Source organism: Neobacillus sp. B24, assembly GCF_055381825.1.
The window spans coordinates 5,343,044-5,368,539 of sequence record NZ_AP035777.1; the positions used below are offsets into that span (position 1 = coordinate 5,343,044).

Consider the following 25,496-nt stretch of genomic DNA (forward strand, 5'->3'; position numbering starts at 1 on the left):
TTTTTGTCATATCCTATTAAAAAATTTGTAAAATTTTGATATTTTAATAGGTATATCTTAGTGATTTTTAACATTTCAGACTACATCAAATCGACCTGCTTTATATTTTTGAGGCATATTACCTAGATTCATATACTTCGACAGAAATCATAACTAATAATTATACCTAATCATGAATATAAGTAAAAAAATTATTCTGAACTCCCAAAATATTGATACAATGGTATAAAAGGCGATTGGTGCCTGACACCAAAAGGAGTATTACCATGTTGGAATTGTTGGTTACAATGGTGGAACGGCTGGGGATTTTGGTGACGATTGCGTTTATTTTGACGCGGATTCCGTTTTTTCGGGGGATGGTTTATCAGGAGGAGCTAAATCCTAGGCAGCGAATAACGGCCATTGTGTTTTTTGGATTTTTCGGGATTATTGGAACATATTCAGGGTTAACGCTTAGTACGGACAGTCTGCAGTTTAACCGCTGGACTTCCGGATTGAATAGTGATGAGGCGATTGCCAATTCCAGGGTGATCGGTGTCGTGCTGGCCGGACTGTTTGGCGGCTGGCGGGTTGGACTTGGCGCCGGATTAATTGCAGGAATTCACCGTTTTACATTGGGAGGATTCACCGCCATCTCCTGTGGGTCAGCCACGATTATTGCCGGAGTTATCGCTGGGATGTTTCATCGTAAAAACAAGCACGTAAGTTTAAAGGCTGCTTTTCTCATTGGTGCTCTCGCTGAAACGATTCAAATGGCGATCATTCTATTAATCTCACGGCCATTCGAAAAGGCGTGGGCATTGGTGGAGATCATCGGTCTGCCGATGATTATTGCAAATGGACTCGGGTGTACCTTGTTCCTTCTTATTATTAAGAGTGTCATCAATGAAGAGGAAAAGGCCGGAGCACTGCAGGCGCAAAAAACGTTGAGGATTGCTGAAAAAACGCTTGTCTACTTGAGAAATGGACTTACCACTGAGTCAGCACAAGCTGTCTGCCATATTCTTCATAATGAAATCAACACAAGTGCTGTGGCAATGACTAACTTAACCGAGATATTGGCACACGTCGGGATTGGCGATGATCATCACCATGCAAAAAGCCCGATACAGACTCAAATTACCCTTGAGACAATCAGCGAAGGGAAAATTCTCGTTGCCAATCAACAGTCGATCCATTGCCGTGTAGAAAAATGTCCGCTGGATGCAGTGGTAGTTGCTCCGCTAAAGCAACGGGGGCAAACAATCGGGACATTAAAGTTTTATTTCCGGTCGGAAAAAGAAATTAACCCTGTCATTATGGAGCTGATTTCCGGGCTTGGCTCGTTATTAAGTAACCAATTGGAAATTGCTGATGCCGACAGTGCCTATCAATTGGCCAGAGAGGCCGAAATTAAAGCGCTACAAGCGCAAATCAGCCCTCATTTCTTGTTTAATTCACTCAACACGATTCTCTCACTTGTTCGTATTGACCCAACTAAAGCAAGAAGGCTGCTGGTATCTTTGTCACATTTTTTACGGCAAAATCTTTCAGCTACTACCCAGAACATGATATTGCTTGAGCAGGAATTAAGACATGTCAAAGCTTATTTGGCGATAGAAGAAACCCGCTTTGTTGATAAACTGACAATTATTTATGACATTCAAGAGGAAGCTCTCATCCAGCAGATCCCGCCATTAACCTTGCAGCCCATTGTGGAAAATGCAATCAAACATGGGTTCAAAGACAAAGAAAGCAATTGCATCGTAAAAATCACGATTCAAAAACAATTGGACTCCGTTTATGTGGAGGTGGAAGACAATGGCCAGGGGATGACAAATGAGCGCGCGCGCCAAATTTGCAAGTCCCCAATTGATTCTAACACCGGCAGTGGTGTGGCACTTTATAATGTCAATCGCAGGCTGTCGATTATGTTCGGGGTGGCAGCGGCTCTAACAATCAAAAGTGAACGTAACAAAGGTACAGTCATCTCGTTTTCTATTCCATTGGTGGAGGTGGAGAGTTATGGAACAATCAATCAGAACGTTAATTGTGGATGATGAATTATACAGCCGTGACGAACTGAAGCATTTATTGGAAGCCTTTCCAGAAATTCATATTGTCGGTGAAGCGGAGTCAGGGGAATCTGCTTTACTGAAGGCGCTTCAGCTCCAGCCTGATGTGGTGTTTCTTGATGTAGAAATGCCGAAACTGAACGGGATGAGTACTGCAAGGGCGTTTATGGAGTTAAAAAAGCCGCCATTGGTGGTGTTTGCCACGGCTTATCCGGAATTCGCCGCGGAAGCCTTTCGCTACGAAACAGTTGACTATTTACTGAAACCCTATGACGAGGAGTTACTTGCAGAAACCGTCAACCGTATCATAAAAATCATTCGTACCGCTAAAGAACTGGACTCGGGGAAACCCGCCGGAAAGCTGGCGATCGAGGCGGATGGTGAGATTTTTTACATTGAGCCAAAAGATATTCTCTATATTTATCGGGATGAAAAATGGACCAAGCTTATTACCAAGACCGGTGAGTTTGAAACAAAGACGCCGCTAAAGGATTTGGAGACGAGGCTATTAACCTATGGATTTTTTCGAATCCATAAAGGATTCCTCGTCAATCTTGAATACGTAACAAAACTGACACCTTGGTTCAACGGTGCCTATCAACTGCAAATTTATGGCAGAAAAGAAATGTTATCTGTCAGTAGAAACTACGTAAAAGCATTAAGGGCACGATTAGAAATATAGATATTTTTTAATTTTCTGCATTTTGGTTCATAAATAAAACATGTTAATGCCATTTTTCTACCTTTTGTGCCCAAACTCCGATAAACCTGTTTCTTCTTTTTTATAATGATTATATGTAACCGCATTCATTTTTTTAAAAAAAGGAGGAACTATTTTGTATACGTTTTTAGGTGGAATTGCACTTTTAATTATTGGTTATTTTACGTATGGCAAGTTCATTGAAAAAGTATTTGGGGTTAAGGAAGAACGGGCAACACCTGCCTATGTTAACAATGATGGTGTTGATTACGTTCCAATGAGCACTAATAAGAATTCTTTAATCCAATTATTGAATATTGCCGGAACCGGACCTGTCTTTGGTCCAATTATGGGAGCGCTTTACGGGCCGGTAGCGTTTATTTGGATCGTTGTCGGCTGTATTTTTGCTGGTGCTGTCCACGATTATTTAACCGGGATGATTTCAATTCGTAACCGAGGGGCTCATTTGCCTGAGCTCGCCAGCAAATTCTTAGGAAAAATCATGAAACACGTGGTTAATGCCTTCGCAGTCCTGCTTCTGCTTTTAGTAGGAACCGTGTTCGTTTCCACACCGGCCAGCTTGTTGCATGTTTTAATGGATGGAAAAATCGCTCTTGGCATCATTATCGCGGCTATTTTCGTCTATTACATTTTAGCGACGCTGCTCCCAGTTGATAAAATTATCGGTCGTCTATATCCTTATTTCGGAGCATTACTAGTAATCAGTGCTCTCGGTGTCGGTATTGGTTTAGTGGTCAAAGGAGCTCCTATTCCTGAATTATCATTAACCAATTTCCATCCTGCTAATGCACCAATTTTTCCATTATTATTCTTTACGATTACTTGCGGTGCATTATCTGGATTCCATGCTACCCAAACGCCGATTATCTCTCGTACAACACAAAAGGAAAAACAAGGCCGGTATATTTTCTACGGCATGATGATTGCCGAAGGGATCATCGCGATGATTTGGGCCGCTGCAGGGATGAGCCTATTTGACGGCTACACCGGATTGCAGGAAGTACTTGCTGCTGGCGGACCTGGTGCCGTTGTAAGTGAAGTTTCTACCGCAATGTTAGGTGCAATTGGCGGAACACTTGCTGTCCTAGGGGTTGTTGTCCTGCCAATTACTTCTGGAGACACCGCTTTCCGCAGTGCCCGGATGATTATTGCTGAATACTTAAATATTGCCCAGAAGAAATTCTCAAGCCGTTTATGGATTGCCCTTCCGTTATTTGTTATTTCCGTTGTGTTAACACAAATCGACTTTAACATTTTATGGCGTTACTTCAGCTGGGCAAACCAAGCGACCGCTGTCATTGCCTTGTTTGTTGGTGCCATGTATCTATACATTGCCAGAAAAAACTATTGGATCTCACTTGTCCCAGGGTCATTCATGTTGGTGATGGTTATCACCTACATCCTTAATGCCCAAATCGGGTTCGGCTTGTCAATGACTGTTTCCTGGTATGGCGGATTCATTGGGGCTGCCATTCTAATTGCATTATTCTTCAATGCTGCCAAGAAAGCCCGTACCAACGGACTGCCGCTTGAAGAAGATATCTCCGGCTGGAATAAGGTGGCCTAAAATGGGCTGCTGCAGTCCAAACTACCGTAATACAGTGAATGAGCATGAGGAAAAAATTAATCAAAATTCCAAGGAAAGTTTGCCGCTTTTCGCAAAAATTATCATTGCAGTTATAACGGCAGGAGCGGCCGCAGCCGCATTCCTTTTTTGAAGCAGGGGGCCCCTTGCTTCTTTTTTTTGGGGGTGCAAAGCCCTCCTCCCGCTTTCCAACAGGAAATATTTGCTATACAATTTACTTGAGTATTAATAAAGCGTGGTGAATGTTGATGTTTAGGCTGTTGTTGGTTGAGGATGATGTGACTCTGTTTAATGAAATAAAGGACAGGCTTACTGGCTGGTCGTATGATGTTTTCGGGATTACTGATTTTAGCAAGGTACTTCAGGAATTCACTGCTGTCAAACCCGACTTGGTGATAATTGATATTCAATTACCGAAATTTGATGGATTCCATTGGTGCCGGATGATCCGCTCCCACTCGAATGTACCAATTTTGTTTTTGTCATCCCGCGACCATCCGACCGATATGGTGATGTCAATGCAGCTTGGTGCTGATGATTTCATTCAAAAGCCGTTTCATTTCGATGTCCTAATTGCTAAAATTCAAGCGATTCTACGCCGTGTCTATAATTACAGTACGGAGCAAATAGAGTTAAAAACCTGGTGCGGGGCCACCATTGATTACCTCAAAAACACAGTAACCAATGAGTACGGAACGATAGAATTAACAAAAAATGAAATGTTTATCCTACGGCAGTTGATTGAACAGAAAAATAAAATTGTCAGTCGGGAGGACCTCATCAAAAGCCTGTGGGATGACGAACGATTTGTCAGTGACAATACGCTGACGGTTAACGTCAATCGCCTTCGTAAAAAACTTGATGAACTTGGACTCGGCCAGTTTATTGAAACAAAGGTCGGCCAAGGCTATAGGGCCGTGGAAGAAGCGGGCACATTATGATTAAGAAGTTCCTTATTGAAAGGAAAAGCTGGATTCTGCTCATTATTGTCCTAGAAACCATGGTGCTATTTGTCTCATTTCTTGATGCATCGATTCCGTTTACGTCCCTCTTTTATATTGTTTTTTTATCGTTGCTGATTTTCACCGTTTTTCTCATCATTCGTTACCATAAGGAAACGAAATACTATAAAAGTTTAGTAGATTGGGAAACCCATCTTGATTTAACTGGGCTGGCAGAACCGGAAACTCCCTTTGAAAAAATTATTTCCGACAGCGTCAGCATCCAGACAGATCACTTGAAGCAAGAAGCTTCACAAAACCTATTGGCTCTGGAGCAGGAAAAAGATGAACTGCTGGCCTGGATTCATGAGGTGAAAACACCGCTGACAGCTATGGCATTAATGATTGACCGTCTCGATGATGATAAGGCTAAAGCCAGTCTGACCTTTGAATGGCTGCGCATCCATCATTTACTGGATCAACAGCTCCACCAGCGGCGGATTCCGTTCATGGAGAATGATTTGTATATTGAAACTGCTGAATTAAAACCGCTAATCTTTAGCGAGATTAAAACGCTGCGTTCATGGTGTATGCAAAAGGGTATCGGCGTTGAGATTGACCTTGAGGTGAATGAAGTGCTGACCGATGCCAAATGGGTGGCCTTTATCATCAGGCAATTGCTGACAAATGCCATCAAATATAGCAATGAGGCTGACATCATCATCAAATCGTACCAGAAAGGTGGCCAAACCTGTCTCGAGATTAGGGACTTCGGGCGCGGGATCTCTCCACACGACCTGCCGCGCATTTTTGACAAAGGCTTTACCTCCACGTCCATGCATCAGGAAAATGCCGCAACCGGAATGGGCCTATTTTTGGCCAAAAAAGCAGCCCAGCCATTATTAATTAAAATTGATGTGCAGTCTAAGCTCGAAGAGGGGACGACATTCACACTGACCTTTCCAAAAAGAAATGACTTCCTACATATTTCGGGCATGTGACAGTTTTGTCACATGCTTTTGTAATTTGTTACCTCAATCGCAGGAATTGAACTGCCGGCTTTTTTATAATGAAGCTATGTAATGAAGGAGTGTGTAAGAGATGAATATTTTAGAAGCTGTGAAAATTAATAAAAGCTACGGCAACAAGTTCAATAAACAGGAAGTATTGAAGGGCCTCGATATCAGCATGGAAAAGGGCGAATTCGTCAGTATCATGGGGGCTTCCGGTTCTGGGAAAACAACACTGCTCAACGTGCTTTCCTCGATTGATACAGTAAGTCACGGGACGATCAAAATTGACGGCAATGAAATTACCCGGAGGAGAGAAAAACAGCTGGCCCAATTCCGCAAGCATCATTTGGGATTTATTTTTCAAGAGTATAATTTATTGGACACTTTGACCGTCAAAGAGAATATCCTGCTTCCGCTATCGATTAACAATGTTTCTAAACAAGCGGCAGAACAGAAATTTACCGAGGTAGCCGCTGAACTTGGCATTTTGGATATCAAGGACAAATATCCAAATGAGATTTCCGGCGGACAAAAGCAGCGGACCTCGGCAGCGCGGGCATTTATCCATGAACCAAGCATTATTTTTGCTGATGAGCCCACCGGTGCCCTTGATTCCAAGTCGGCATCCGACTTATTAAACAAACTAAGTCAGTTAAATCAAAAACGCCAGGCAACCATCGTAATGGTCACTCACGATCCAGTTGCGGCGAGCTTTAGCAACAGAGTTATTTTCATCAAAGATGGGGCGATTTACACCCAGTTAAATAAAGGGGAGCAATCACGGCAGACCTTTTTCCAGGATGTCATGAAGACGCAAGGCGTGTTAGGCGGGGTGAATCAGTATGAGCATTAACCAGCTGATCCTCCGCAATCTAAAAAAGAATCTCAAAAATTATTTTCTTTATGTATTTGCGCTCATCTTTAGCATCGCCCTGTATTTTGCCTTTGTCACGTTACAGTTTGACCCAGCGATGGTGGAAGCAAAGGATTCGATCAAAGGGGCGGCGGCACTAAAGGCCGGAACGGTTATGCTTGTGGCAATCGTTTCGATTTTCCTGCTTTATGCCAACACTATTTTTATCAAGAGGCGCAGCAAGGAAATCGGGTTATTCCAATTAATTGGCATGACCAAGACAAGAATTTTCCGAATCCTGACCACGGAAAACTTTATCCTTTACTTCAGTTCCTTAATTATTGGGATTTTTATCGGATTTTCCGCCTCCAAGCTTTTGGTCATGATTTTGTTTAAGATAACCAAGGTTGACGCTGTTGCGACACTGCATTTTTCACAGCAGGCTCTCAACCGAACGCTAATTGTTTTTGGCGTTATCTACTTGCTGATCATGATGATGAACTATGTATTTATTAAACGGCAAACCATTCTTGCTCTGTTCAGGGTGGTCTCCTCCACAGAGGGGAAAGTAAAGAAGATGTCGGTCTTCGAGATTATCATAGGAGTCATTGGCTTGATTTCCATTGCGACCGGCTATTATATTTCTTCGAAGTTATTTGGCGGTGACTTCACGACAATGATAGAGTTGTTCCTTGCAATGGCGGGCATTCTAGCATCAGTCATTATCGGGACTTACCTGTTTTATAAAGGGTCAGTCAGCTTTATATTTCACCTTATTCGAAAAAAGAAGGATGGCTACCTGAATATTAACGAGGTCCTTTCGCTTTCTTCCATCATGTTCCGGATGAAATCAAATGCCTTGTTATTAACAGTCATTACCACCGTATCGGCATTGGCAATCGGGTTATTGTCGTTAGCGTATATTTCCTACTACTCCGCAGAAAAAACAGCGTTAAATAATGTCGCGGCAGATTTCGCTTTTACCAATCCGAAGGAAGCACAACAATTTACAGGGGCATTAACTGAGAACGGTATTAAATACAAAGAAAAGAGAATTGATGTTATAGAGGTTGAGGCTAATCTAAGCTCAATTATGGAAACAAGCATGGAGGGCATGCTTGTTGATGCCGAGAAAATGCCCCTTTCCGTCGTCAGTGAACAGGACGTAACTGGTATAGATGTTGCCTCGGATGAAACGATTTTTACTGGTTATAATGATTTACTTCAGAAGTTTATGTCGTTTAAAGATTCCGGGAAAATTGAATTAAAAGGACAACAAGAAGTGATACCAGTGGAATATGCGGGTTTGAAAAAGGATTTCATTGTTTCCTGGTATTTTACAGGCGGCGGCTCACCTACAGCTATTGTTGACAATACCATATTTAACAGGTTAAAAAATGATTTAAACCCTGAGATTCAACGAGGGTCCTCTACTTTTATCGGGATTACCCTGAATGATGAAGCAAAGCTGGAAAAAGCCAATGAGCTATTTAAAGACGAAGGTTACAGCGAGAATAGTCCTAATGATTCACGCCTGGAAATCAGCAATGGGCAGAAACAAACCATGGGTCTTGCCTTGTTTATCGTCGGATTCTTGGGGCTCACGTTCCTGATTACCTCTGGCTGCATCCTATATTTCAAGCAAATGGGAGAAGGTGAAGAAGAAAAGCCAAACTATACGATTTTGCGTAAACTTGGCTTCACCCAGGTAGATTTAATAAAAGGGATTCGCGGCAAGCAGCTATTCAACTTTGGCATTCCGCTAGTAGTCGGCTTATCCCACAGCTATTTCGCTGTCCAATCAGGCTGGTTCCTGTTTGGCGCAGAAGTTTGGACACCAATGCTCATCGTCATGCTGCTATATACTGTCCTTTACTCCATCTTCGGATTCCTGTCCGTCCGCTACTATAAAAAAGTCATTAAAGAAGCGCTGTGAAGTTGCTTCCAGCTTTTCCGAACGGGTGGTGCCTGACACCACCCGTTTTTTTATTTAGATTGATTGGTACACCAGCTTACCTCCAACCATCGTCCAAAGTACCTCAAACTGCCCATCGATTAGTATCAAGTCAGCATCAGCACCTGGCTGAATTCGGCCTTTTGTGGTCAAACCTAATACATCAGCCGGAGTTTGGGTTGCCATCTTAATGGCATCTGCCAATGGGATGCCAGCCTGAACAGCTTTCTTCAAGGCTTCATTCATTGTTACTGTGCTCGATGCAAGAGTTCCGTCAGCAAGCTTTGCCACTCCTTGAGACACTTTGACTTCATGCCCTCCAAACAGATAGGTCCCATCGCCCATTCCCATTGCCTGCAGGGCATCGGTTATCAGGACCATTTTATCGGCTCCTTTTTCGCGGTGCATCAACCGAACAATCGCCGGATGCAGGTGTACGTTATCAACAATGGCTTGAACACTGACATGCTCTTCTTCAAAAGCGGCAATGACCATGCCAGGGTCACGATGATGGATCGGGCGCATTCCATTAAAACAGTGGGTAACATGGCTGGCACCGCGGCCAAATGCTAGCTTTGCTTGATCATAGTCGCAGTCCGAATGAGCAATAGCGGCAATAATTCCTCTTTCGGTTAAGAAATCAATTAACTCAAGACCCCCTGGCAGTTCCGGTGCTAGCGTGACCATACGAATCAAGGAACCTGATTTTTCAAGAATCACCTTCATTTCCTCTATATCAGGATGGCGTAAATACTGTTCATTCTGCATCCCTTTGCGTTTGATATTTAGATAGGGGCCCTCAATGTGAACGCCTACAATTTGTGCCCCTGGCTCATTTCCTGAGACCATGGCAACGTTGGAAATCATTTTTTGAAGATCCTCCAATGTTGACGATACCGAGGTAGCCAAAAATGTGGTGCAGCCTGTCCGGGCACAAGCCTTTGAAACAGCTTCAATGCTAGCCAACGTTCCGTCCATCATGTCATACCCCTCTGCACCATGTATATGTACATCAATCATTCCCGGGATTAGCAATTTGCCGTCTCCATCGATTTCAACATCTGCTTTATAAATGTCATTTTCTCCACTTACAGCCTCAATTTGACCATCGTGAATAAGAACAGTTCCAGGCTTTGACTCTTGATTTTCCAGTAATATAATATTGCGAATGAGAGTTGTCGCCATTTGTATTAACCCCCTTATTGAAAATAATAATTTGTTTAATACTATTATAGATGTTAAACCTGGAGGATTGGTATGTAATATGGAAGAAATACAAAAACGACTCACTCTTAGTACAGTTAAACCGGTAATTCTTAAATACGGACAGTTTCTTAAATTTTGTATCGTAGGTGCAGCAAACACATTGATTTCACTAGTGGTCTACTACCTTTTAATTAAGTTCTTCGGGTTGCACTATTTACTTTCCAGTGTTATCGCTTATTGTGCCGGGCTCTTAAATGGCTATATTTTCAGTTCCACATTTGTATTTCAACAAAAACGCAATGTAAAACAGGGAGTTAAATTTATTGGTGTTAACACCTCTTCACTCCTGATTAACTTGCTGATCCTTTATCTTCTGGTCGAGGTAAGTGGAGTATCGAGCCTCCTTGCTCAACTATTCGCCACCATTTTTAATGTCATCTATAACTTTTCCTTAAACAAATGGTGGACATTTAAATAAATTTCGAGAAGCAGGGGACAGTTCTAATATAGGCAATCGGAAGTTTTGCTCAAGTTTCGAAGCACTTTATAAGTAAACGGAATTTTAATCTAAAGGAATTACTTCTAAGGAATTATCGCAAAATTTTTGATTGCCTGAGTAAGCAGGAAGTTTTAAAGTTTTTGTACAAGTAATTCGACATCCATAGTCAAATTTCCTGCTTCTATTTTTTCTCGCAGGAATAAGGCAGGGATAAAATAGAAAACGACCCCTTTTAAAGGGACCGTCCATTATGAGACCTCTACGACTGGCCAGTTAGACTATATGATGGTTCACTCGTTTCTATAGTACCCGACAACCATTTATCAAAAAAATCACGGTATCCTTGTTTCATGACTGTACTTGAAAATCTGTCGAATGCGTGCATCCGATTTTCCATTGAATATTTGTAAGGTGCCGCCAGCGCCATATTAACGAGTTCAAACCAGTTCTCTTCGTTGCCTGAAAAGGAGTGTCTGGAATTGATGTGATCGTAGCAAGGATGCGCGGGCTTTATTATCAATTTCCCCATCGCCATCGCCTCAGTTAATGGCATGGCAAACGTATCAAATTTGGAGCTGTTCCAATAAACCTTTGCCGTGTTCATCAGCGAAAAAACCTCATCCTGTGACAAAGCAAACTGAAGCTTTACATTATCAGGAATTTTATGCCTTCTCACACTATCCCGATACCGTTCGCCGCCAAAGACCATGAACACTTCCTTGTCGGGATTTTGCCGAGCGTACTCCAAAACAAGCTCAGGCTGGCGGTTTTCTTCATCCCGTCCAATCCAAAGTACGCGGTTATCAACAATTTGCGAAGGGTCAAAATACCTTTCTGCCATTCCTTCATCAAACCCAATCGGTATAACCGTTACATCGTCGACACCAAATTTACCATAGAGCTCCCGCTTTAAAAAATCAGTCTGAACAATAGCCTTGTCGACAATCGAGTAAAATGGCTTCATCATTTCATAGCCCGTCAATGCCGGGTCGGGGAAACTATGCGGGAACAGTACACTATTTTTCATAAACATCTTTAAAAAAGTAAACCCGGAAACGGTATAGATAACATGGTTAATTTTTTCTGCATAGAGTTTGTCCAATACAATATCATAGTTGACGAGGTCACCCTTTTCATGTTCGTAACCAGAGAGATGATCATATCCACTCACATGCCGTTCAGGAGAAATAAACACGATGTCCACACCGAACTCCTTGCAAAGTGCCTTTAAGCGATCCGCAAAGATTCTAGGTCCATGTGCTTCTGTAAATTGTATTTTCCTCATCACTAAGCCAACTTTTTTCATTTAAACTCACCTAACATTAGTATTCTGTTATTCCTCTATTCTATCATAGATAGGCTGCTATATTTCCTTTCCAACCGTGACATTAGGAGTTTGCTTTAGCTTCTGATTTCGCAAATTAACATATCCAAATGCTGTTACAACCATTGCACCGAGGGTATCGACGATCAAATCCTCCATTGTGTCGGTCACTGCTTCCCGTCCAATTAATACTGTTCCGTCAGCGGTGATAAATTTTTGCATGTTTGTTCCTAGCAAACCGTCAGCAGCAAATTCATAAATTTCCCATACAGCACCACAGGCAAGGGCGAAACAAAAGGCGAATAGCGCCACAAATAAAGGACTTAATTGAATCTTAATCTTCTCTGTATCATTAAAGAATTGGACAAGGACGAATCCCAATGCCCCTAACATCCCTGCACTAAAGCAATGCAGAATCACATCCCAATAAGGAATTCGATAATAAAAATTACGAACTTCGCCAAGATAGATCGCACAAAACAAGAATATGAAATAAATGATTTCCATTACATCTGGAATATCAACACGAAACCGCTTCTCCACCTTTGACGGAAGGAAAATAATAATACTGCCAAAGGCACACTGAAGAATCATCAGGACATAATCACTTTTTACATGTTCGTATTCATTTCTGGCAGTACCTGATGGGGCTATGCTAAACATATAAATGGCATAAATAACTGAAATAATTAGTAAGGCCAAGACAATTCTAAAAATCCAGGTCTTTCTTTTCTCATACTTTTTCTCTGTCAACACTTCCCCCCCTTTATTCTGAGGTAATTTTATTATAATACTCTATCATTATAGCTTTTACGTACAGAAATTAGGAAAGATTCGCAATCGATGCAAAAGGGATAAATTTTAATTAATTTTCATTATTATTACGGTAAATGCTTAATTTTTTTTACAGTGTAACAATCTGTAAAATTCCAGTAACAATTTAGTGATAATTTAAGAATAATAAGGTAAACTAAATCAGAAGTTTACTATAATATTACAAGAAAAAATCTATTTGTAATAATGTCTAGGATAACAGGCATTCGGGGGTAAGGAAGTATGAGTAACACTGGAAGAAAATCAGTCGAAGAAATTGGAAGGGTACAGGCACATGCAAAGAAAAAGAAGGGTATAGGCAGGAAGGCGGCAGCCGTAACTGGCATCGCTATCCTTGCTCTACTCATTGCAGGACTCAGTTATTATCAGGCCACTCGCTTCAATTCCCAGATTATGATTAATGAGATTAAGGTCGGCGGGCTGACTGCCGACGAGGCGATAAAGAAGTTAAAAACGGAAGTACTAGTGAACAAAGTCTCCATCGGTCAACAGCAAATTTTGGATGAAGCTGACACGAAGATGGGATTTTCTGATAAGGATCTGCCCGAAGTGAACAAACTATTAAAAAGCCAGTGGACATTTTTCCCTTCTTCAAAGGAAAAAAATTATTGGCTGATACCGATAAAGGCAGACCAATACCGGACTGAGACAATGAAGAAACTGGTTGAAGACAAGCTCCTGTCCATGAATGAATCGTTGAAAGCACCAGTAGATGCTTTTGCCAAACTTGAACAGGGCAAAATCGTCATCTCCAAGAGCAGTGATGGGGAACAGTTTGACGTTTCAACACTTATGAAGGATTACGACAAGCAGTATTATAAAAGCGAAATTAACCTGGAGCCTGTATACATACAGCCTATTCGAGAAGATAGCAAAGTTGTAAAGAACGAAGCGAAAAAACTTCAGGAACTTCTTGGACAAACGATTGAATACAAGGTGCAGGATAAGGTATACACTTTAAAAGCCAGCGACCTAATAAAAACTGCTACGGTATCAAAGGACATGCAAATTACCATCGACCCTGATGATATTAAGAACACGATTAAAGAAATTAATGATACCCAAGCTACGTTAAACAAAAATATCAACTTTAAGACCCACTCAGGTAAGGTTGTTCCTGTCAAAGCTCGAGGCTACGGCTGGGCATTGGACGTTAATAAAGAGGCAGCACTCGTTCAACAAGCTTTTGAAAAAGGGGAGCCAGCCATTTCTGCTTCCAATATTGTCGGTCATGGCTGGAAAGGCGAAGGCTATGGTTATGACACAACCACGAATAATGGAATTGGAGATACGTACGCTGAAGTATCAATTGCTGAACAGCGAATTTGGATCTACAAGGAAGGAAAACTGGTCATCACTACAAATGTTGTGACTGGCAAGCACAGCACCGGTAATGATACATCAACTGGGGTTTGGTATATCCTCTATAAGAAATCACCTACTGTATTAACAGGCAGAGAGGTCGGAGGAAAACCAAGCTATAAAACCCCAGTCAATTATTGGGCTCCATTTACAAATGATGGACAGGGATTCCACGATGCTGGCTGGCGGAAAAATTGGGCAAGCAATGCCTACCTTAACGATGGATCGCATGGCTGTGTCAACACTCAGCCAAGTGCTATGAAGACGGTATACGAAACCCTTAGCACGTACGATCCAGTTATTATTTACTAAATAGACAACTTGGAACAAGCAGGAAACCACTACGGTTTCCTGCTTGTTTTGTTTCACGTGGAACGGAAAAAAACCTTCTTCGATCACGCTTTGATGAGGATAAAAGGTCATTGTTTAATAATTTCTGATTTAATAGGAGTTTTTTATTAATATAATTCTTGCAATTTATCAATTAATTTAATAGAATAGTTTTTGTTGAAGTGCTTTACTATGCTAAATAAATAAAGCACTAAAGTCAACTTAGGAGGATACTACCATGAAAAAGGCCATATCATTACTATTCATTGTTGTGCTTGCTGTGATGACTGCAGCTTGCGGCACACAGCCTGATTTACCGGATACATCAAAAAACACACAAAGTGAAAAAAAATCCGACAGTAACACACTGTCACAAATAAAAGAAAAAGGTGAACTCACCATTGGCATGGACGATACACTACCGCCAATGGAATATCGCAATGATAAAAATGAGTTAGTCGGCTTTGATATTGATTTTGCCAATGCACTTGCTAAGGAACTTGGAGTTAAGGTAAAATTTGTACCCTCTGCATGGGATGGAATCATTCCTGGCTTAGATGCAAAACGCTTTGACATCATTCTCTCTTCCATGAATGTAACGGATGAGAGAAAGAAAAAGGTTGATTTTGTTGAGTACTTTGGCGTCGGGCAAATTTTAGCTGTAAAAGCAGGAAATCCTTTAAAAATTCAATCCATTGATGACCTAAAAGGGCAGGTTGTCGGTGTCCAATTAGGTTCAACAGGTGAAACAGCTGTAAATTCCATTGACGGAATTAAAGAAGTGAAAAAATATGATTTGACGACCGATGTATTCAATGACATGGGACTTGGACGGGTGGATGCCGCAGTTATTGGTGAAGTAGTTGGCCGTTATTATATGGCGACTAAACCTGGGGTATTTGAAGTGGCAGGAAATGCTTTCAATGTACAGCCGATGGGGATTGCCGTTCGAAAAGGTGATGCTGAGCTCAGAGAAGCCTTAGAGAAAGCCGTTCAAACACTTGAGGACAATGGAACATTGAGTAAAGCCAGCGAAAAATGGTTTGGGTCTGATATTACTAAACAATAATAGGGATACATTGGATAAATCGGGTCTTCCGATTTATCCCTTTTATTTTCACAAGGAGAGATGTCAGCATGAGTGAGTTTTTATCTTTTACCAGCACATACTTGCCATACCTGTTACAAGGTGCGTTAGTGACCATTGAAATTGCCGTCATCGGTATAATTTTTGGGAGCATCATCGGTCTACTTGTTGGTTTAGGCCGGATTTCATCAAACCCGCTAGTTTCTCAAATTAGCCGTTTTTATATTTGGGTAATCCGCGGCACCCCGCTTTTGCTGCAATTATTTGTCATCCACTTTGCGATTCCATCCGTATTCAGTGCATTGACAATGCCACCGTTTGTTTCAGCCTGCATTGCGTTATCACTGAATGCAGCTGCTTATATTGCGGAAATTGCCAGAGGCGCAATACAGTCGATTGACAAAGGGCAAATGGAAGCAGCAAGATCCCTTGGCTTAAGCTCAGGCCAAGCGATGAGAAGGGTCATTATTCCTCAAGCCTTCCGCCGCATGCTGCCGCCTTTAGGAAATGAATTTATTGCGCTAATTAAAGAATCCTCCCTTGTATCAACGATTGCCTTATATGATTTGCTTCGCACTGGCCAGCAAATCATCAGCAGCACGTACCGATACATGGAAGTCTTCCTTTTGGTTGGCTTAATCTATTTACTCTTAACAACCATCATGTCTTATATTGTAGGGAAAATCGAGCAGAAAGTAGGTGCATACGAATGATTTCATGTAAAAACATCGTCAAGAAGTTTAATAGCCTAGAAGTTTTAAAGGGTATAGATTTAGACGTTTCTTCCGGTGAAGTAGTTGTCATAATTGGTCCAAGCGGCTCGGGGAAAAGCACGTTTCTTCGGTGCATGAATCATTTGGAAGCGGCCGATCTTGGAACCATCAGTATTAATGGGAAACTAGTAGAGTCGAAGGAATCTTCATTAAATAAATTGCGCCAGGACATCGGCATGGTTTTTCAACAATTCAATTTATTCCCTCACATGACCGTAATGGAGAATATTATTGAAGCCCCAATCTTACTAAAAAAAATGACCAAAGACCAGGCAAAGAAAAAAGGTTTGGAGCTTCTCAAAAAAGTAGGACTTGAGGAAAAGGAAAATGAGTATCCTAACCGCTTGTCCGGGGGGCAAAAACAGCGGGTGGCGATTGCCAGGGCGTTGGCCATGGAGCCAAAAATCATGCTATTTGATGAACCGACCTCTGCCCTTGACCCTGAATTGGTCGGAGAAGTGCTTAGCGTTATGAAACAATTGGCAAAGGAAGGCATGACCATGGTTGTCGTCACCCATGAAATGGGTTTTGCCAGGGATGTAGCCGATCGCGTTATCTTTATGGATGGAGGCACAATCATTGAACAAGGGTCTCCGAATGTGATTTTTGGAAACCCACAGCATGAGAGAACAAGAGAATTTTTAGGACACTTAAGATAGGAGAGTAATCATGATGAACGAATTATCTGCCATACTTGATGAAAAAATAGATCATCTGTTTCCAAAATTAGTAGAAATCCGTAGAGAACTTCATATGAATCCTGAGCTTAGTAATCAAGAATTCGAAACAACCAAACGCATCAATGGGTGGTTTAAGGAATTCAGCATCACACAAATTCCAACGAGTTTAAAAACAGGGACAGCCGCCGAGGTCGCTGGAAGTGAACAGGGACCGACAATTGCTTTACGTGCCGATATTGATGCGCTGCCCATTCAAGAGGCATCCAATCTCCCATTCCGTTCCAGAATAGAGGGGGTCAGTCATATGTGCGGCCATGACGTCCACACAACGATTGCTTTAGGGGCTGGTATCATCCTGCAAAGCATGCGCGATATCCTTCCGGGAAATGTCCGTATTTTGTTCCAGCCGGCAGAAGAAACCGAAGGCGGTGCTGTATCCATTATAGAACAAGGTTTATTGGAAGGTGTCAAATCGATCATTGGCCTGCATAACTCCCCTGATCTTCCTACGGGAACCATTGGGATAAAAGAAGGATTCTTTATGGCCAGTTGTGATGATTTTACAGTAACCATTAAGGGAAAAGGCGGGCACGCCGCATTGCCGGAAAACACTATTGATCCGATTGTGATTGGCAGTGCGGTTGTCAGCCAGCTCCAAACGATTGTCAGCCGTACCGTACCAGCCAAAGAATCAGCTGTTGTCAGCATCGGTGCTTTTCAAGCAGGAGCAACCAATAATGTCATCCCTGATCAGGCTGTCCTGAAAGGAACAGTCAGAACTTCAAATGAAGAGGTTAGACAAAAAATCTATCAAACGTTTAAAAACATCGTGACCAACACGGTCACTGCACTCGGCGGCGAAGTTGAAATAGACTATCAATTTTTAATTCCGGCTGTCGTGAATGATCCAAAGGTTACTGAAATTGTTCGCTCCACTGCTATTTCCACTGTTGGCGAGGAAAATACGCTGCTTGCGGAATCAACCATGGGCGGCGAGGATTTTTCCTATTATCAAAAGGAAGTTCCCGGATGCTATGTATGGCTGGGTTCAAGAAATGAAGAAAAAGGCATTATTCACGGCTTGCATCATCCCGAATTTATGGTCGACGAGGAAGCGATTAGAATCGGAGTAAAATGGATGGTCCTTTCTGCCTTTCAATTATTGCAGTAACAAGAAAAAGAAGCTAACGACCACTGAAGGTTGTTAGCTTCTTTTTTTATCCGCACAAGCTGCAATGGCATGTCTACAGATCTCATGGAGATATAACTATTGAAGACTTCACAAAATAGTTAAAAGAAAAGTAGTCTCACGGTTGAATGGAATCCCCAAGCTGACCGCTTTTCAAATCGAAATACGCCTTCATAATTCCCTGCCCGATTTTTTTGTTAACTGGATGGGAGTCGGTTTGGGTAAACGGAACCACGATGGAAAAGGCAATTTCGGGATCATTGAATGGTGCATAGCCGACCAAGGTTAAATTGTAAGTCGGCATATCTGTTATGATCCGTTTCTTTACGGAATCATAATAGAAGGATTCTGCTGTTCCAGTTTTTCCTGCAATGTTGTAGGAACGGTATGGCTCTTCCGAGAAGTATTTTGCTGCCGTTCCACCCGCTTCCTGATAAACCTTTCTGAATCCTTCCTGTACCCTTTTAATTTGGGCAGGCTCCATATCAATTTCATTTAATACCTCCGGCTCCATCGACGAATACACCGGCCCTAACTCATTATCGTCGGAACTATGTTCGCGAATTTCTTTAACAAGGGTTGGCTTGACTCTTTTTCCATCATTGGCAATGGTTGAGACATACTGAGCCAGTTGAATTGGTGTATAAGTATCAAACTGCCCGATGGCAAAGTCAAGCGCCTTCCCCTGAACAGAGGTGTTGCCAAGCAAGCCAGACGCTTCATTCGGCAAATCAATCCCCGTCTTGACACCAAGTCCAAACTGGTTGAAATAATATCGGAACGTTTTAAAAATCTCCGGGCTCTGCGGCAGCTTCATATTGGGGCGATATTCCGTCCCCATCATTTTAATTGCCGTTTTAAACATATACACGTTCGATGACATTTTTAGAGCGGTTAAGTCGTCAATCATGCTCATATTTGTATAGGAACTTTTCGTCGGCGTACTTTGAATATGAAGGGGTTCATCAAGGAGCCTGGTGCCCGGCCGGATCGCACCTGTTTTATAACCGGTCAATACCGTTGCGCCTTTCACTGACGATCCTACGGCATAAGCGGAGTTAATCGTCCCGAGCGCATAGTCATTTACTGTCCACTGGCCATCCTTCTGCACGAGTTTTTTTCCAGCCATGGAAAGAACTTCTCCTGTTTTTGGATTCATCATCACAACAAAAGCCTGGTCAAGGAATGGGCCCCCGCCATTATTTTTTGCCGATAACAGCTCATTGGCCAAGACCTCTTCTACCCGTTTTTGCAACTCCATATCAATCGTCAGCACTAGATCCTTACCCGGTTTTCCTGCGCTGATCACCTTGTTTGAAACGATTTCCCCTGCATTGTTTGTCTTGTACTGGACCTTTTCCTTTTGTCCTTTTAGCACATCCTCATAAAATAACTCAAGCTGGCTTTTTCCAACCCGGTCATTTCGACTATATCCTCTAGGAAGATAGTAATCTAGCTTTTCCGCAGGCAGCCCTTCCTTTGAAGACGTTATATTTCCTAAAACAGAGCGAAAAATGTCCCCATTCGGATACTCCCGCTGCCAATCCGTCACGACATCCACACCTGGAAGGAGATCCAAATTTTCGCTCACGAATGCCAGTTCTTCTAATGTCACATCTTCATTTTTGACAATTTGCGGGGTGAGGGTATAACCGCCAGCCATTTCGCGATAAAGCGCAGCAACCTCCAGTTCCTCCTCACTGATCTCAGCCAAATCTGTCTCTGGGTCAATTCTTTTTAGTTGCAGCTGGTATAGCTCTTTACTGGTTAATTTCGTATTGGCAAGTTCCTTGGATGTGAGCTTTTTTTCCGCTTTTTCCGGCCGAGTTAAAATCCAATAGTCCTTCAAGTCTCGCTCCGTTAATCGCTCTGTTTCCTTATGTATGAGTTTGGCCAGATCCTTTGCAACATCGAGAACTTTTTGATTCGATAAATTGACATCCCTGGTGTAAATAATCGTATTCACTGCAAGATTACTAACAATGGGCCGTCCAAATCGGTCATACATTTGTCCTCTTGGAACAGGGTTATTGACGGTAATGTTTTCCGTTCGGGCAATTTGTTTTTGATAGTCTTCGCCATATACAATTTGGACCATTCCCATTCTGAAAATAAGAGTAGAAAAAAGTAAAAAAACAATCAGGAATAGAATATTAACCCGTAACAACGTACGCTTTTTTTCTTTCTTGTTGGCCATCCAACCGCCCTCCCCCTTTGCAGCTTCAAAATGTTTACAAAATTTTTGCTCATTACTATATAAACGAATGAAGAAGGGCTTAGGTTTCAAATTTCTTCCAAAAATACACCAAGGGGACGGTTCTAATATAGGCAATCGGAAGTTTTGCTCAAGTTTCGAAGCACTTTATAAGTAAACGGAATTTTAATCTAAAGGAATTACTTCTAAGGAATTATCGCAAAATTTTTGATTGCCTGAGTAAGCAGGAAGTTTTAAAGTTTTTGTACAAGTAATTCGACATCCATAGTCAAATTTCCTGCTTCTGGTGGCGCTGGCGCCACTAGAACCGTCCCCTTGGTTCCGTTCCTTCCTAAGGATTTGTTTGTCCTGTATTTCCTGTGCCTGATTCTCCCCCTCCATTATTGCCATTGTTGTTGTCGTTCGGCTCTTTATTATCGACTGTAACGGAAGTTGAAGCTGGTTCACTTGTTTCTGTATTATTGGAAGCTACTACTGTTATAACATAATTTTGCCCAGGTTGCGGGTTGCTTAAAATTGCATTTGTACCTGGTGTTGTCGTTAATGTTTGGGTATTTCCATTTACTGTATAAGTAACGATATAGCTAACATTTTGTGCCTCAGCTATATTGTTTTTCCAGCTGATTACAATTTGATTCGAATTCTTATCATATTTAGCCTGCAAATTACTTGGACTTTGCAGCACTTCAACTTTTCCCTCAACCGTTAAGGAAGCAGATGCTGCATCACTCTTGGTGCCACTTGTAACAGCAACGACATTAAACACATAGGTTTTCCCCTTTTCCGGACTTTGCAGTACTGCTTGCCTGTCACTTGTGGACGGCAGGTTTGTTGTTGCTCCATCCACAGAATAACTAACCTCAAAAGTTGTATCGGAACCATTTTCAGAAGGGTAATTCCAGGTTAATAAAATGCTGTCTGATGTTTCATCATAGGCTGCCTTCAAGTCTGTTGGTTTATTTGGCTTCGGCGGCTTCGGTTTTTCCCCGCCTTTTACGTAGTATTCATTCCCGGATTTCGCTACACTGCTAGGCTGCTCAAATTTTTCATTGCTTGCATCCGCCCGTGACAAGATGGCTTTAAATACTAACTTAGAAAAGTCCACACTCGATTTTCCTAAATAGTCATCTGCTGTTTTTGTTGTGGAGTACCCGGTCCATACCGCACCAGTGTATTGCGGCGTATATCCGACAAACCAGGCGTCACGTGTTGCATTATTCGGCAATCCATATTTCGCTATAGCTGATTTATCAAAGCTGGTCGTTCCCGTTTTTCCCGCTAAATCAAGTCCCGAAATGTTGGCCAATTTTCCTGTACCAGAATCCACGACCGTCCGTAACATATCGGTGATGAGGAATGCCGTGTAGTCCTCCATTACTTTCTTTTTACTTGGTGCCAATTTCTGTTCTGTTCCATCACTATAAACAACCTTTGAAACCGTATATGGTTCAGTATAGTAACCGCCATTTCCAAACGCGGCATACGCACCAGCCATATTCAGCGGAGATGCTATATCAATAGCACCAATAGCATTCGCTTCATTTTCCTTTTGTTTATCCGAGATTGGGATGCCAAGACTATTGGCGAACTTGGTCGCATCATCAGCTCCTACTTCTTGATACGTTTTTAAAGCCGGAATATTTCGGGACCATGCCAGGTGATCCCTAATGGTTCTATTTCCAGCATAGGAACGGTTAGCATTACGAATTGGAGTCCCATTAGAGTATTGGTATGGTTCGTCCTTTAATATGTGTCCCGTCGACCATTTAAATTTTTCAATGGCTGGACCGTAATCAAGAATAGGTTTGATCGATGAACCAGGATGACGTTGAATCTTTGTGGCATAGTTGTAGCCACCGGTTTTATAATTTATGCCGCCTCCGATTGCTTTAATAGCACCCGTTTGTGTATCTAAAATAACAACGCCAGACTGTAATCTTTCATTATCCGGATATTTAATAATCTCATTGGTAGACAAGACATCTTCAGTTATTTGCTGAATTTTCGGGTCAATAGTTGTATAAATTTTTAACCCATCCTCAAATATATTCGCACCTGTTTTGGCTTGAACTTCCTGAATCACCGTGTCAACAAATGCCTGGTATTTATTGGTCTGCTGTTGTTGAATATTTAACGTATTTTCAATCGGTGTCCTTTGTGCCTGTTTCATGTCTGCTTCAGAAATGTAGCCATGCCTCTCCATATACTGGAGAACCATATTTCTCCGTTTTTCTGCTTTCTCAAGATTACCTTCAACGGTAGGAATATAGTTATTTGGACTCTGCGGAATTCCCGCTAGAAGGGCCGCCTGTTCGAGCGTTAACTTATTTAACTCATCAGGACCCAAACCGTAGAATCGCTCAGCTGCTTTTGCCACACCATAAACATCACTGCCATACAAATTCTTATTAAAATACATCTCAAGGATTTGATCTTTACTAAATTGCCTGTCTAATTGAATGGCCAAATACCATTCTTGCACCTTTCGTGTAATCGTTTTTTCAGTTGTTAAGAATGAATTTTTCACAATTTGCTGTGTGATTGTGCTTCCGCCCTGTGAAGTACCGGAAGTGAGATTCGTCCAAACGGCAACTAGTGTCCGTTTCACATCAATTCCGTGATGTTTGTAAAAACGGGCATCTTCCGTTGCCAACACCGCATTTTTGAGGACATCCGGTATTTGATTAATACTAATATTATCCCGCTTTTCTGTACCTACCTCAGCAATTAATGTTTTTCCATCAACAGCATATAATTCAGATGATAATGGTTCTTTTAATAACGTTTCATCAAACTTCGGTGCATCCTTGATGATCCATAGAATAGAACCTGCACCCACCAGGAGCAGAACAAGCCCGAGGGTAAGACAAATATAGAGAACTTTCTTCCAAGTGCTTTTTTTAGACTTCTTGCTGCCTTGCTGTTTTGGCGCTTTTTTCTGCTTTTCTTGTATTTTTTTTCGCTCTATGCGAGAGCGATAATCTTCTGACATGGTTCGTATCCCTTCCTTTTCAAAATAGTTTCCAACAAACATTTTATTTTCTATTTAATAAAATGAGTACACTAAGCGGTTATAGAAGAAATTATACTTATGCTAAATCATTTCATAAAATAAATCTATCATAAACATCTAATAAATGCGCTTTTAATACATTTTACAGATGCAATATTCTTTCCTTTTTTAAAAAAAGTTCACACTTTGGCATTATAAAACTGGCGTGTAAGCTATTTCTGCTTAACACGCCAAGTTTTATTATTTGCCCATTTATCAAAATATCTACCTACAGACAATCACTTCACGATTAAATGAACTTTTCTTAACACTCGCACGGTCAATGATGGACAATCCAGCAGTTTTGAGAATTTCATCGATTGGTTCAACAGTTACTACTAAGACTTTCTTAGCTATCCTGCGCGCACTTTGAAGCATTTCGAGCTGCTCTTCAGGAGATATAACAGAACACAGATTATAGGGTAAATCGATAATTGCTACGTCATATGTATTCGCGATCTTGCGTAAATCTGCTAATTTAACTTCTCCGGAAAGTCCAAAATGAGAGATATTCTCTCTGGCTCCACTAAGAATAAGCGGGTTTCTGTCACTTCCTACTATATCAATTCCCATGGATAAGGCCTCTACTAGTACCGTCCCAATCCCGCAACAAGGGTCAATTGCCTTTATACCTCTTGGTTCTGGGATGGCGATATTCACTAAAGCTCTTGCGACGCGTGTGTTAAGCGCAGTGGAATAACTATGCGGCTTTTGTTGATGTCGGAACCAAACTGACTCACTTTTAACATAGTCACCGATTACCCATCTTCCATTTACGTTCATGATACCAAACAAGTGCTGGGGATGATGCATATCAGCTTTACCATTGATATGTAATCCTATTTCCTTCTCAATAGCACGCCGCTTCTCGAAGCCCACATCTACTGATCCACCATTTTTTATATATACCACTTTAAATGTTTTCCCTGGTACCTGTATGGATGCTGCTTGTTCTAGGAGTTTTTCGAAGCTTTGCCCATCATAAATGACAGCAATTCTTCCCTTAATAAACGGACTGCGGCTTGGATCAATTTTAATATGACTTTCGATAATCCCAGTTAGAGAATCCTCCCCAAAGAACGAACGCATTTCCAAGGCACACAAAGGACGTTCTTCCTCATAACAAGCATAAGTATAAATATACTTCATCGGTTTTATGTTTTGTTTACCCAATTATATTCCATCCTTTAAGTTTCAATTAATAAAGGCAATAGGTATGGCCATATATGCCAGTACCCATTGCCTTTATAATAAAAGTTTATCTAAAAAATACTTTATCTATATTGTACTTTGACTTCAATTCATTAATTATATACGTTTCATAAATTTCTCTATGTACAGGATCTTCAATCACACAAACATCAATTTTAGTGACTTCATCTCTATGCATTTTTATTGGGGAAACAGTATCTTCAAAATGCTTTTTAATCCTTTGCCGTAATTTCCTGGCCTTACCTACAAATAATAGTTCTTGATTATTATTGAAGAACATAAAAATGCCACCCTTATCTCTAGGGATTAGATGAAAATCAGTAAATCCATATATATTACTTAATTCTGGATTATTTTGTTTGGTAATTGTAACAGTTGGTTTTGGAATGGTTATCTCTATCACTTTCGTTCACTTCTCCTTCGGTATTGTTTAAAGACAAAAGTAACTGTCCCTAAAATGTCGCCTAGCTCTTCTATTAAGTATACCACTAAGATGTAGTGTAATTCATAAGTTGAAGGAGTGTGACCAATTTGTTCAAAAAAAACACAATACAATTTGCAAAGTTGGTGCCCATATTATAACCGGGGTACTTATAAAAGCAAATTGGGTGA

21 protein-coding genes are annotated in these 25,496 nt (G+C 41.4%); 14 read left to right on the forward strand and 7 right to left on the reverse strand.

Going from position 1 to position 25,496, the window contains the following annotated elements:
• Positions 1-266 precede the first annotated feature (266 nt).
• From ACZ43M_RS26275 to ACZ43M_RS26310, 8 genes are all read left to right on the forward strand, one after another.
• Positions 267-2,039, forward strand: coding sequence for a LytS/YhcK type 5TM receptor domain-containing protein (locus ACZ43M_RS26275; RefSeq protein ID WP_464505456.1), 1,773 nt, complete (start codon positions 267-269; stop codon positions 2,037-2,039).
• A complete protein-coding gene (locus tag ACZ43M_RS26280) occupies positions 2,005-2,736 on the forward strand; it encodes a LytR/AlgR family response regulator transcription factor (RefSeq protein ID WP_464505457.1) in 732 nt (243 codons plus the stop codon). Before ACZ43M_RS26275 ends, ACZ43M_RS26280 begins: the two co-directional genes overlap by 35 nt.
• Before the next feature lie 154 nt (positions 2,737-2,890).
• Entirely contained in the window at positions 2,891-4,342 is a 1,452-nt protein-coding gene (locus tag ACZ43M_RS26285; protein WP_464505458.1) for a carbon starvation CstA family protein, read from the forward strand.
• 1 nt (position 4,343) lies between these two features.
• A complete protein-coding gene (locus tag ACZ43M_RS26290) occupies positions 4,344-4,493 on the forward strand; it encodes a hypothetical protein (protein WP_464505459.1) in 150 nt (49 codons plus the stop codon).
• A gap of 115 nt (positions 4,494-4,608) precedes the next feature.
• On the forward strand, positions 4,609-5,301 hold the full coding sequence (locus ACZ43M_RS26295; RefSeq protein ID WP_464505460.1) for a response regulator: 693 nt from the start codon (positions 4,609-4,611) through the stop codon (positions 5,299-5,301).
• Complete coding sequence (locus ACZ43M_RS26300; protein WP_464505461.1) at positions 5,298-6,302, forward strand: sensor histidine kinase; 1,005 nt, start codon at positions 5,298-5,300, stop codon at positions 6,300-6,302. Before ACZ43M_RS26295 ends, ACZ43M_RS26300 begins: the two co-directional genes overlap by 4 nt.
• A gap of 100 nt (positions 6,303-6,402) precedes the next feature.
• Positions 6,403-7,167 (forward strand): ABC transporter ATP-binding protein, encoded by a 765-nt coding sequence (locus ACZ43M_RS26305; protein WP_464505462.1) that lies wholly within the window; start codon positions 6,403-6,405, stop codon positions 7,165-7,167.
• Positions 7,157-9,103, forward strand: a complete 1,947-nt coding sequence (locus ACZ43M_RS26310; protein WP_464505463.1) for an FtsX-like permease family protein — start codon at positions 7,157-7,159, stop codon at positions 9,101-9,103. Before ACZ43M_RS26305 ends, ACZ43M_RS26310 begins: the two co-directional genes overlap by 11 nt.
• Before the next feature lie 54 nt (positions 9,104-9,157).
• On the opposite strand, the gene nagA is transcribed toward ACZ43M_RS26310, so the two are convergent.
• On the reverse strand, positions 9,158-10,306 hold the full coding sequence (gene nagA / locus ACZ43M_RS26315; protein WP_464505464.1) for an N-acetylglucosamine-6-phosphate deacetylase: 1,149 nt from the start codon (positions 10,304-10,306) through the stop codon (positions 9,158-9,160).
• 79 nt (positions 10,307-10,385) lie between these two features.
• On the opposite strand from nagA, the gene ACZ43M_RS26320 reads away from it, so the two are divergent.
• Positions 10,386-10,805 (forward strand): GtrA family protein, encoded by a 420-nt coding sequence (locus ACZ43M_RS26320; RefSeq protein WP_464505465.1) that lies wholly within the window; start codon positions 10,386-10,388, stop codon positions 10,803-10,805.
• Positions 10,806-11,085: 280 nt separating this feature from the next.
• Here ACZ43M_RS26320 and ACZ43M_RS26325 read toward each other — a convergent pair whose 3' ends face one another.
• Both ACZ43M_RS26325 and ACZ43M_RS26330 read right to left on the reverse strand, forming a co-directional pair.
• Complete coding sequence (locus tag ACZ43M_RS26325) at positions 11,086-12,132, reverse strand: glycosyltransferase (protein ID WP_464505466.1); 1,047 nt, start codon at positions 12,130-12,132, stop codon at positions 11,086-11,088.
• Positions 12,133-12,189: 57 nt separating this feature from the next.
• Positions 12,190-12,903 (reverse strand): DUF2238 domain-containing protein, encoded by a 714-nt coding sequence (locus tag ACZ43M_RS26330; RefSeq protein WP_464505467.1) that lies wholly within the window; start codon positions 12,901-12,903, stop codon positions 12,190-12,192.
• Between the two features lie 303 nt (positions 12,904-13,206).
• On the opposite strand from ACZ43M_RS26330, the gene ACZ43M_RS26335 reads away from it, so the two are divergent.
• From ACZ43M_RS26335 to ACZ43M_RS26355, 5 genes are all read left to right on the forward strand, one after another.
• Entirely contained in the window at positions 13,207-14,658 is a 1,452-nt protein-coding gene (locus tag ACZ43M_RS26335; protein ID WP_464505468.1) for a L,D-transpeptidase family protein, read from the forward strand.
• Positions 14,659-14,914: 256 nt separating this feature from the next.
• Positions 14,915-15,745 carry a transporter substrate-binding domain-containing protein gene (locus ACZ43M_RS26340; RefSeq protein ID WP_464505469.1) on the forward strand — a complete coding sequence of 277 codons (831 nt, stop codon included), beginning with the start codon at positions 14,915-14,917 and terminating at the stop codon, positions 15,743-15,745.
• A 68-nt stretch (positions 15,746-15,813) separates the two neighbouring features.
• On the forward strand, positions 15,814-16,476 hold the full coding sequence (locus tag ACZ43M_RS26345; RefSeq protein WP_464505470.1) for an amino acid ABC transporter permease: 663 nt from the start codon (positions 15,814-15,816) through the stop codon (positions 16,474-16,476).
• Complete coding sequence (locus ACZ43M_RS26350) at positions 16,473-17,195, forward strand: amino acid ABC transporter ATP-binding protein (RefSeq protein WP_464505471.1); 723 nt, start codon at positions 16,473-16,475, stop codon at positions 17,193-17,195. The genes ACZ43M_RS26345 and ACZ43M_RS26350 overlap by 4 nt, the downstream gene beginning before the upstream one ends.
• A 10-nt stretch (positions 17,196-17,205) precedes the next feature.
• Positions 17,206-18,387: a M20 metallopeptidase family protein gene (locus tag ACZ43M_RS26355; protein WP_464505472.1), complete on the forward strand. Its 1,182-nt coding sequence runs from the start codon at positions 17,206-17,208 to the stop codon at positions 18,385-18,387.
• Positions 18,388-18,523: 136 nt separating this feature from the next.
• Here the strand turns inward: ACZ43M_RS26355 and ACZ43M_RS26360 are convergent, their stop codons facing one another.
• The 4 genes from ACZ43M_RS26360 to ACZ43M_RS26375 form a co-directional block, all read right to left on the reverse strand.
• Positions 18,524-20,602 carry a peptidoglycan D,D-transpeptidase FtsI family protein gene (locus tag ACZ43M_RS26360; protein ID WP_464505473.1) on the reverse strand — a complete coding sequence of 693 codons (2,079 nt, stop codon included), beginning with the start codon at positions 20,600-20,602 and terminating at the stop codon, positions 18,524-18,526.
• A gap of 349 nt (positions 20,603-20,951) precedes the next feature.
• Positions 20,952-23,612 carry a transglycosylase domain-containing protein gene (locus ACZ43M_RS26365; RefSeq protein WP_464505474.1) on the reverse strand — a complete coding sequence of 887 codons (2,661 nt, stop codon included), beginning with the start codon at positions 23,610-23,612 and terminating at the stop codon, positions 20,952-20,954.
• A 285-nt stretch (positions 23,613-23,897) separates the two neighbouring features.
• Complete coding sequence (locus tag ACZ43M_RS26370) at positions 23,898-24,845, reverse strand: TRM11 family SAM-dependent methyltransferase (RefSeq protein WP_464505475.1); 948 nt, start codon at positions 24,843-24,845, stop codon at positions 23,898-23,900.
• A gap of 85 nt (positions 24,846-24,930) precedes the next feature.
• Positions 24,931-25,287: a nucleotide excision repair endonuclease gene (locus ACZ43M_RS26375; protein ID WP_464505476.1), complete on the reverse strand. Its 357-nt coding sequence runs from the start codon at positions 25,285-25,287 to the stop codon at positions 24,931-24,933.
• Between the last annotated feature and the right edge of the window lie 209 nt (positions 25,288-25,496).

Excerpts from the sequence above, each read along its gene's own strand:
- ACZ43M_RS26345 (WP_464505470.1), top strand. The coding sequence starts at position 15,814 with ATGAGTGAGTTTTTATCTTTTACCAGCACATACTTGCCATACCTGTTA.
- ACZ43M_RS26320 (WP_464505465.1), top strand. The coding sequence starts at position 10,386 with ATGGAAGAAATACAAAAACGACTCACTCTTAGTACAGTTAAACCGGTA.
- ACZ43M_RS26290 (WP_464505459.1), top strand. The coding sequence starts at position 4,344 with ATGGGCTGCTGCAGTCCAAACTACCGTAATACAGTGAATGAGCATGAG.
- ACZ43M_RS26300 (WP_464505461.1), top strand. The coding sequence starts at position 5,298 with ATGATTAAGAAGTTCCTTATTGAAAGGAAAAGCTGGATTCTGCTCATT.
- ACZ43M_RS26365 (WP_464505474.1), bottom strand. The coding sequence starts at position 23,612 with ATGTCAGAAGATTATCGCTCTCGCATAGAGCGAAAAAAAATACAAGAA.
- ACZ43M_RS26355 (WP_464505472.1), top strand. The coding sequence starts at position 17,206 with ATGATGAACGAATTATCTGCCATACTTGATGAAAAAATAGATCATCTG.
- ACZ43M_RS26295 (WP_464505460.1), top strand. The coding sequence starts at position 4,609 with ATGTTTAGGCTGTTGTTGGTTGAGGATGATGTGACTCTGTTTAATGAA.
- ACZ43M_RS26335 (WP_464505468.1), top strand. The coding sequence starts at position 13,207 with ATGAGTAACACTGGAAGAAAATCAGTCGAAGAAATTGGAAGGGTACAG.
- ACZ43M_RS26350 (WP_464505471.1), top strand. The coding sequence starts at position 16,473 with ATGATTTCATGTAAAAACATCGTCAAGAAGTTTAATAGCCTAGAAGTT.
- ACZ43M_RS26275 (WP_464505456.1), top strand. The coding sequence starts at position 267 with ATGTTGGAATTGTTGGTTACAATGGTGGAACGGCTGGGGATTTTGGTG.
- ACZ43M_RS26305 (WP_464505462.1), top strand. The coding sequence starts at position 6,403 with ATGAATATTTTAGAAGCTGTGAAAATTAATAAAAGCTACGGCAACAAG.
- ACZ43M_RS26325 (WP_464505466.1), bottom strand. The coding sequence starts at position 12,132 with ATGAAAAAAGTTGGCTTAGTGATGAGGAAAATACAATTTACAGAAGCA.
- ACZ43M_RS26360 (WP_464505473.1), bottom strand. The coding sequence starts at position 20,602 with ATGGCCAACAAGAAAGAAAAAAAGCGTACGTTGTTACGGGTTAATATT.
- ACZ43M_RS26310 (WP_464505463.1), top strand. The coding sequence starts at position 7,157 with ATGAGCATTAACCAGCTGATCCTCCGCAATCTAAAAAAGAATCTCAAA.
- ACZ43M_RS26280 (WP_464505457.1), top strand. The coding sequence starts at position 2,005 with ATGGAACAATCAATCAGAACGTTAATTGTGGATGATGAATTATACAGC.
- ACZ43M_RS26340 (WP_464505469.1), top strand. The coding sequence starts at position 14,915 with ATGAAAAAGGCCATATCATTACTATTCATTGTTGTGCTTGCTGTGATG.
- nagA (WP_464505464.1), bottom strand. The coding sequence starts at position 10,306 with ATGGCGACAACTCTCATTCGCAATATTATATTACTGGAAAATCAAGAG.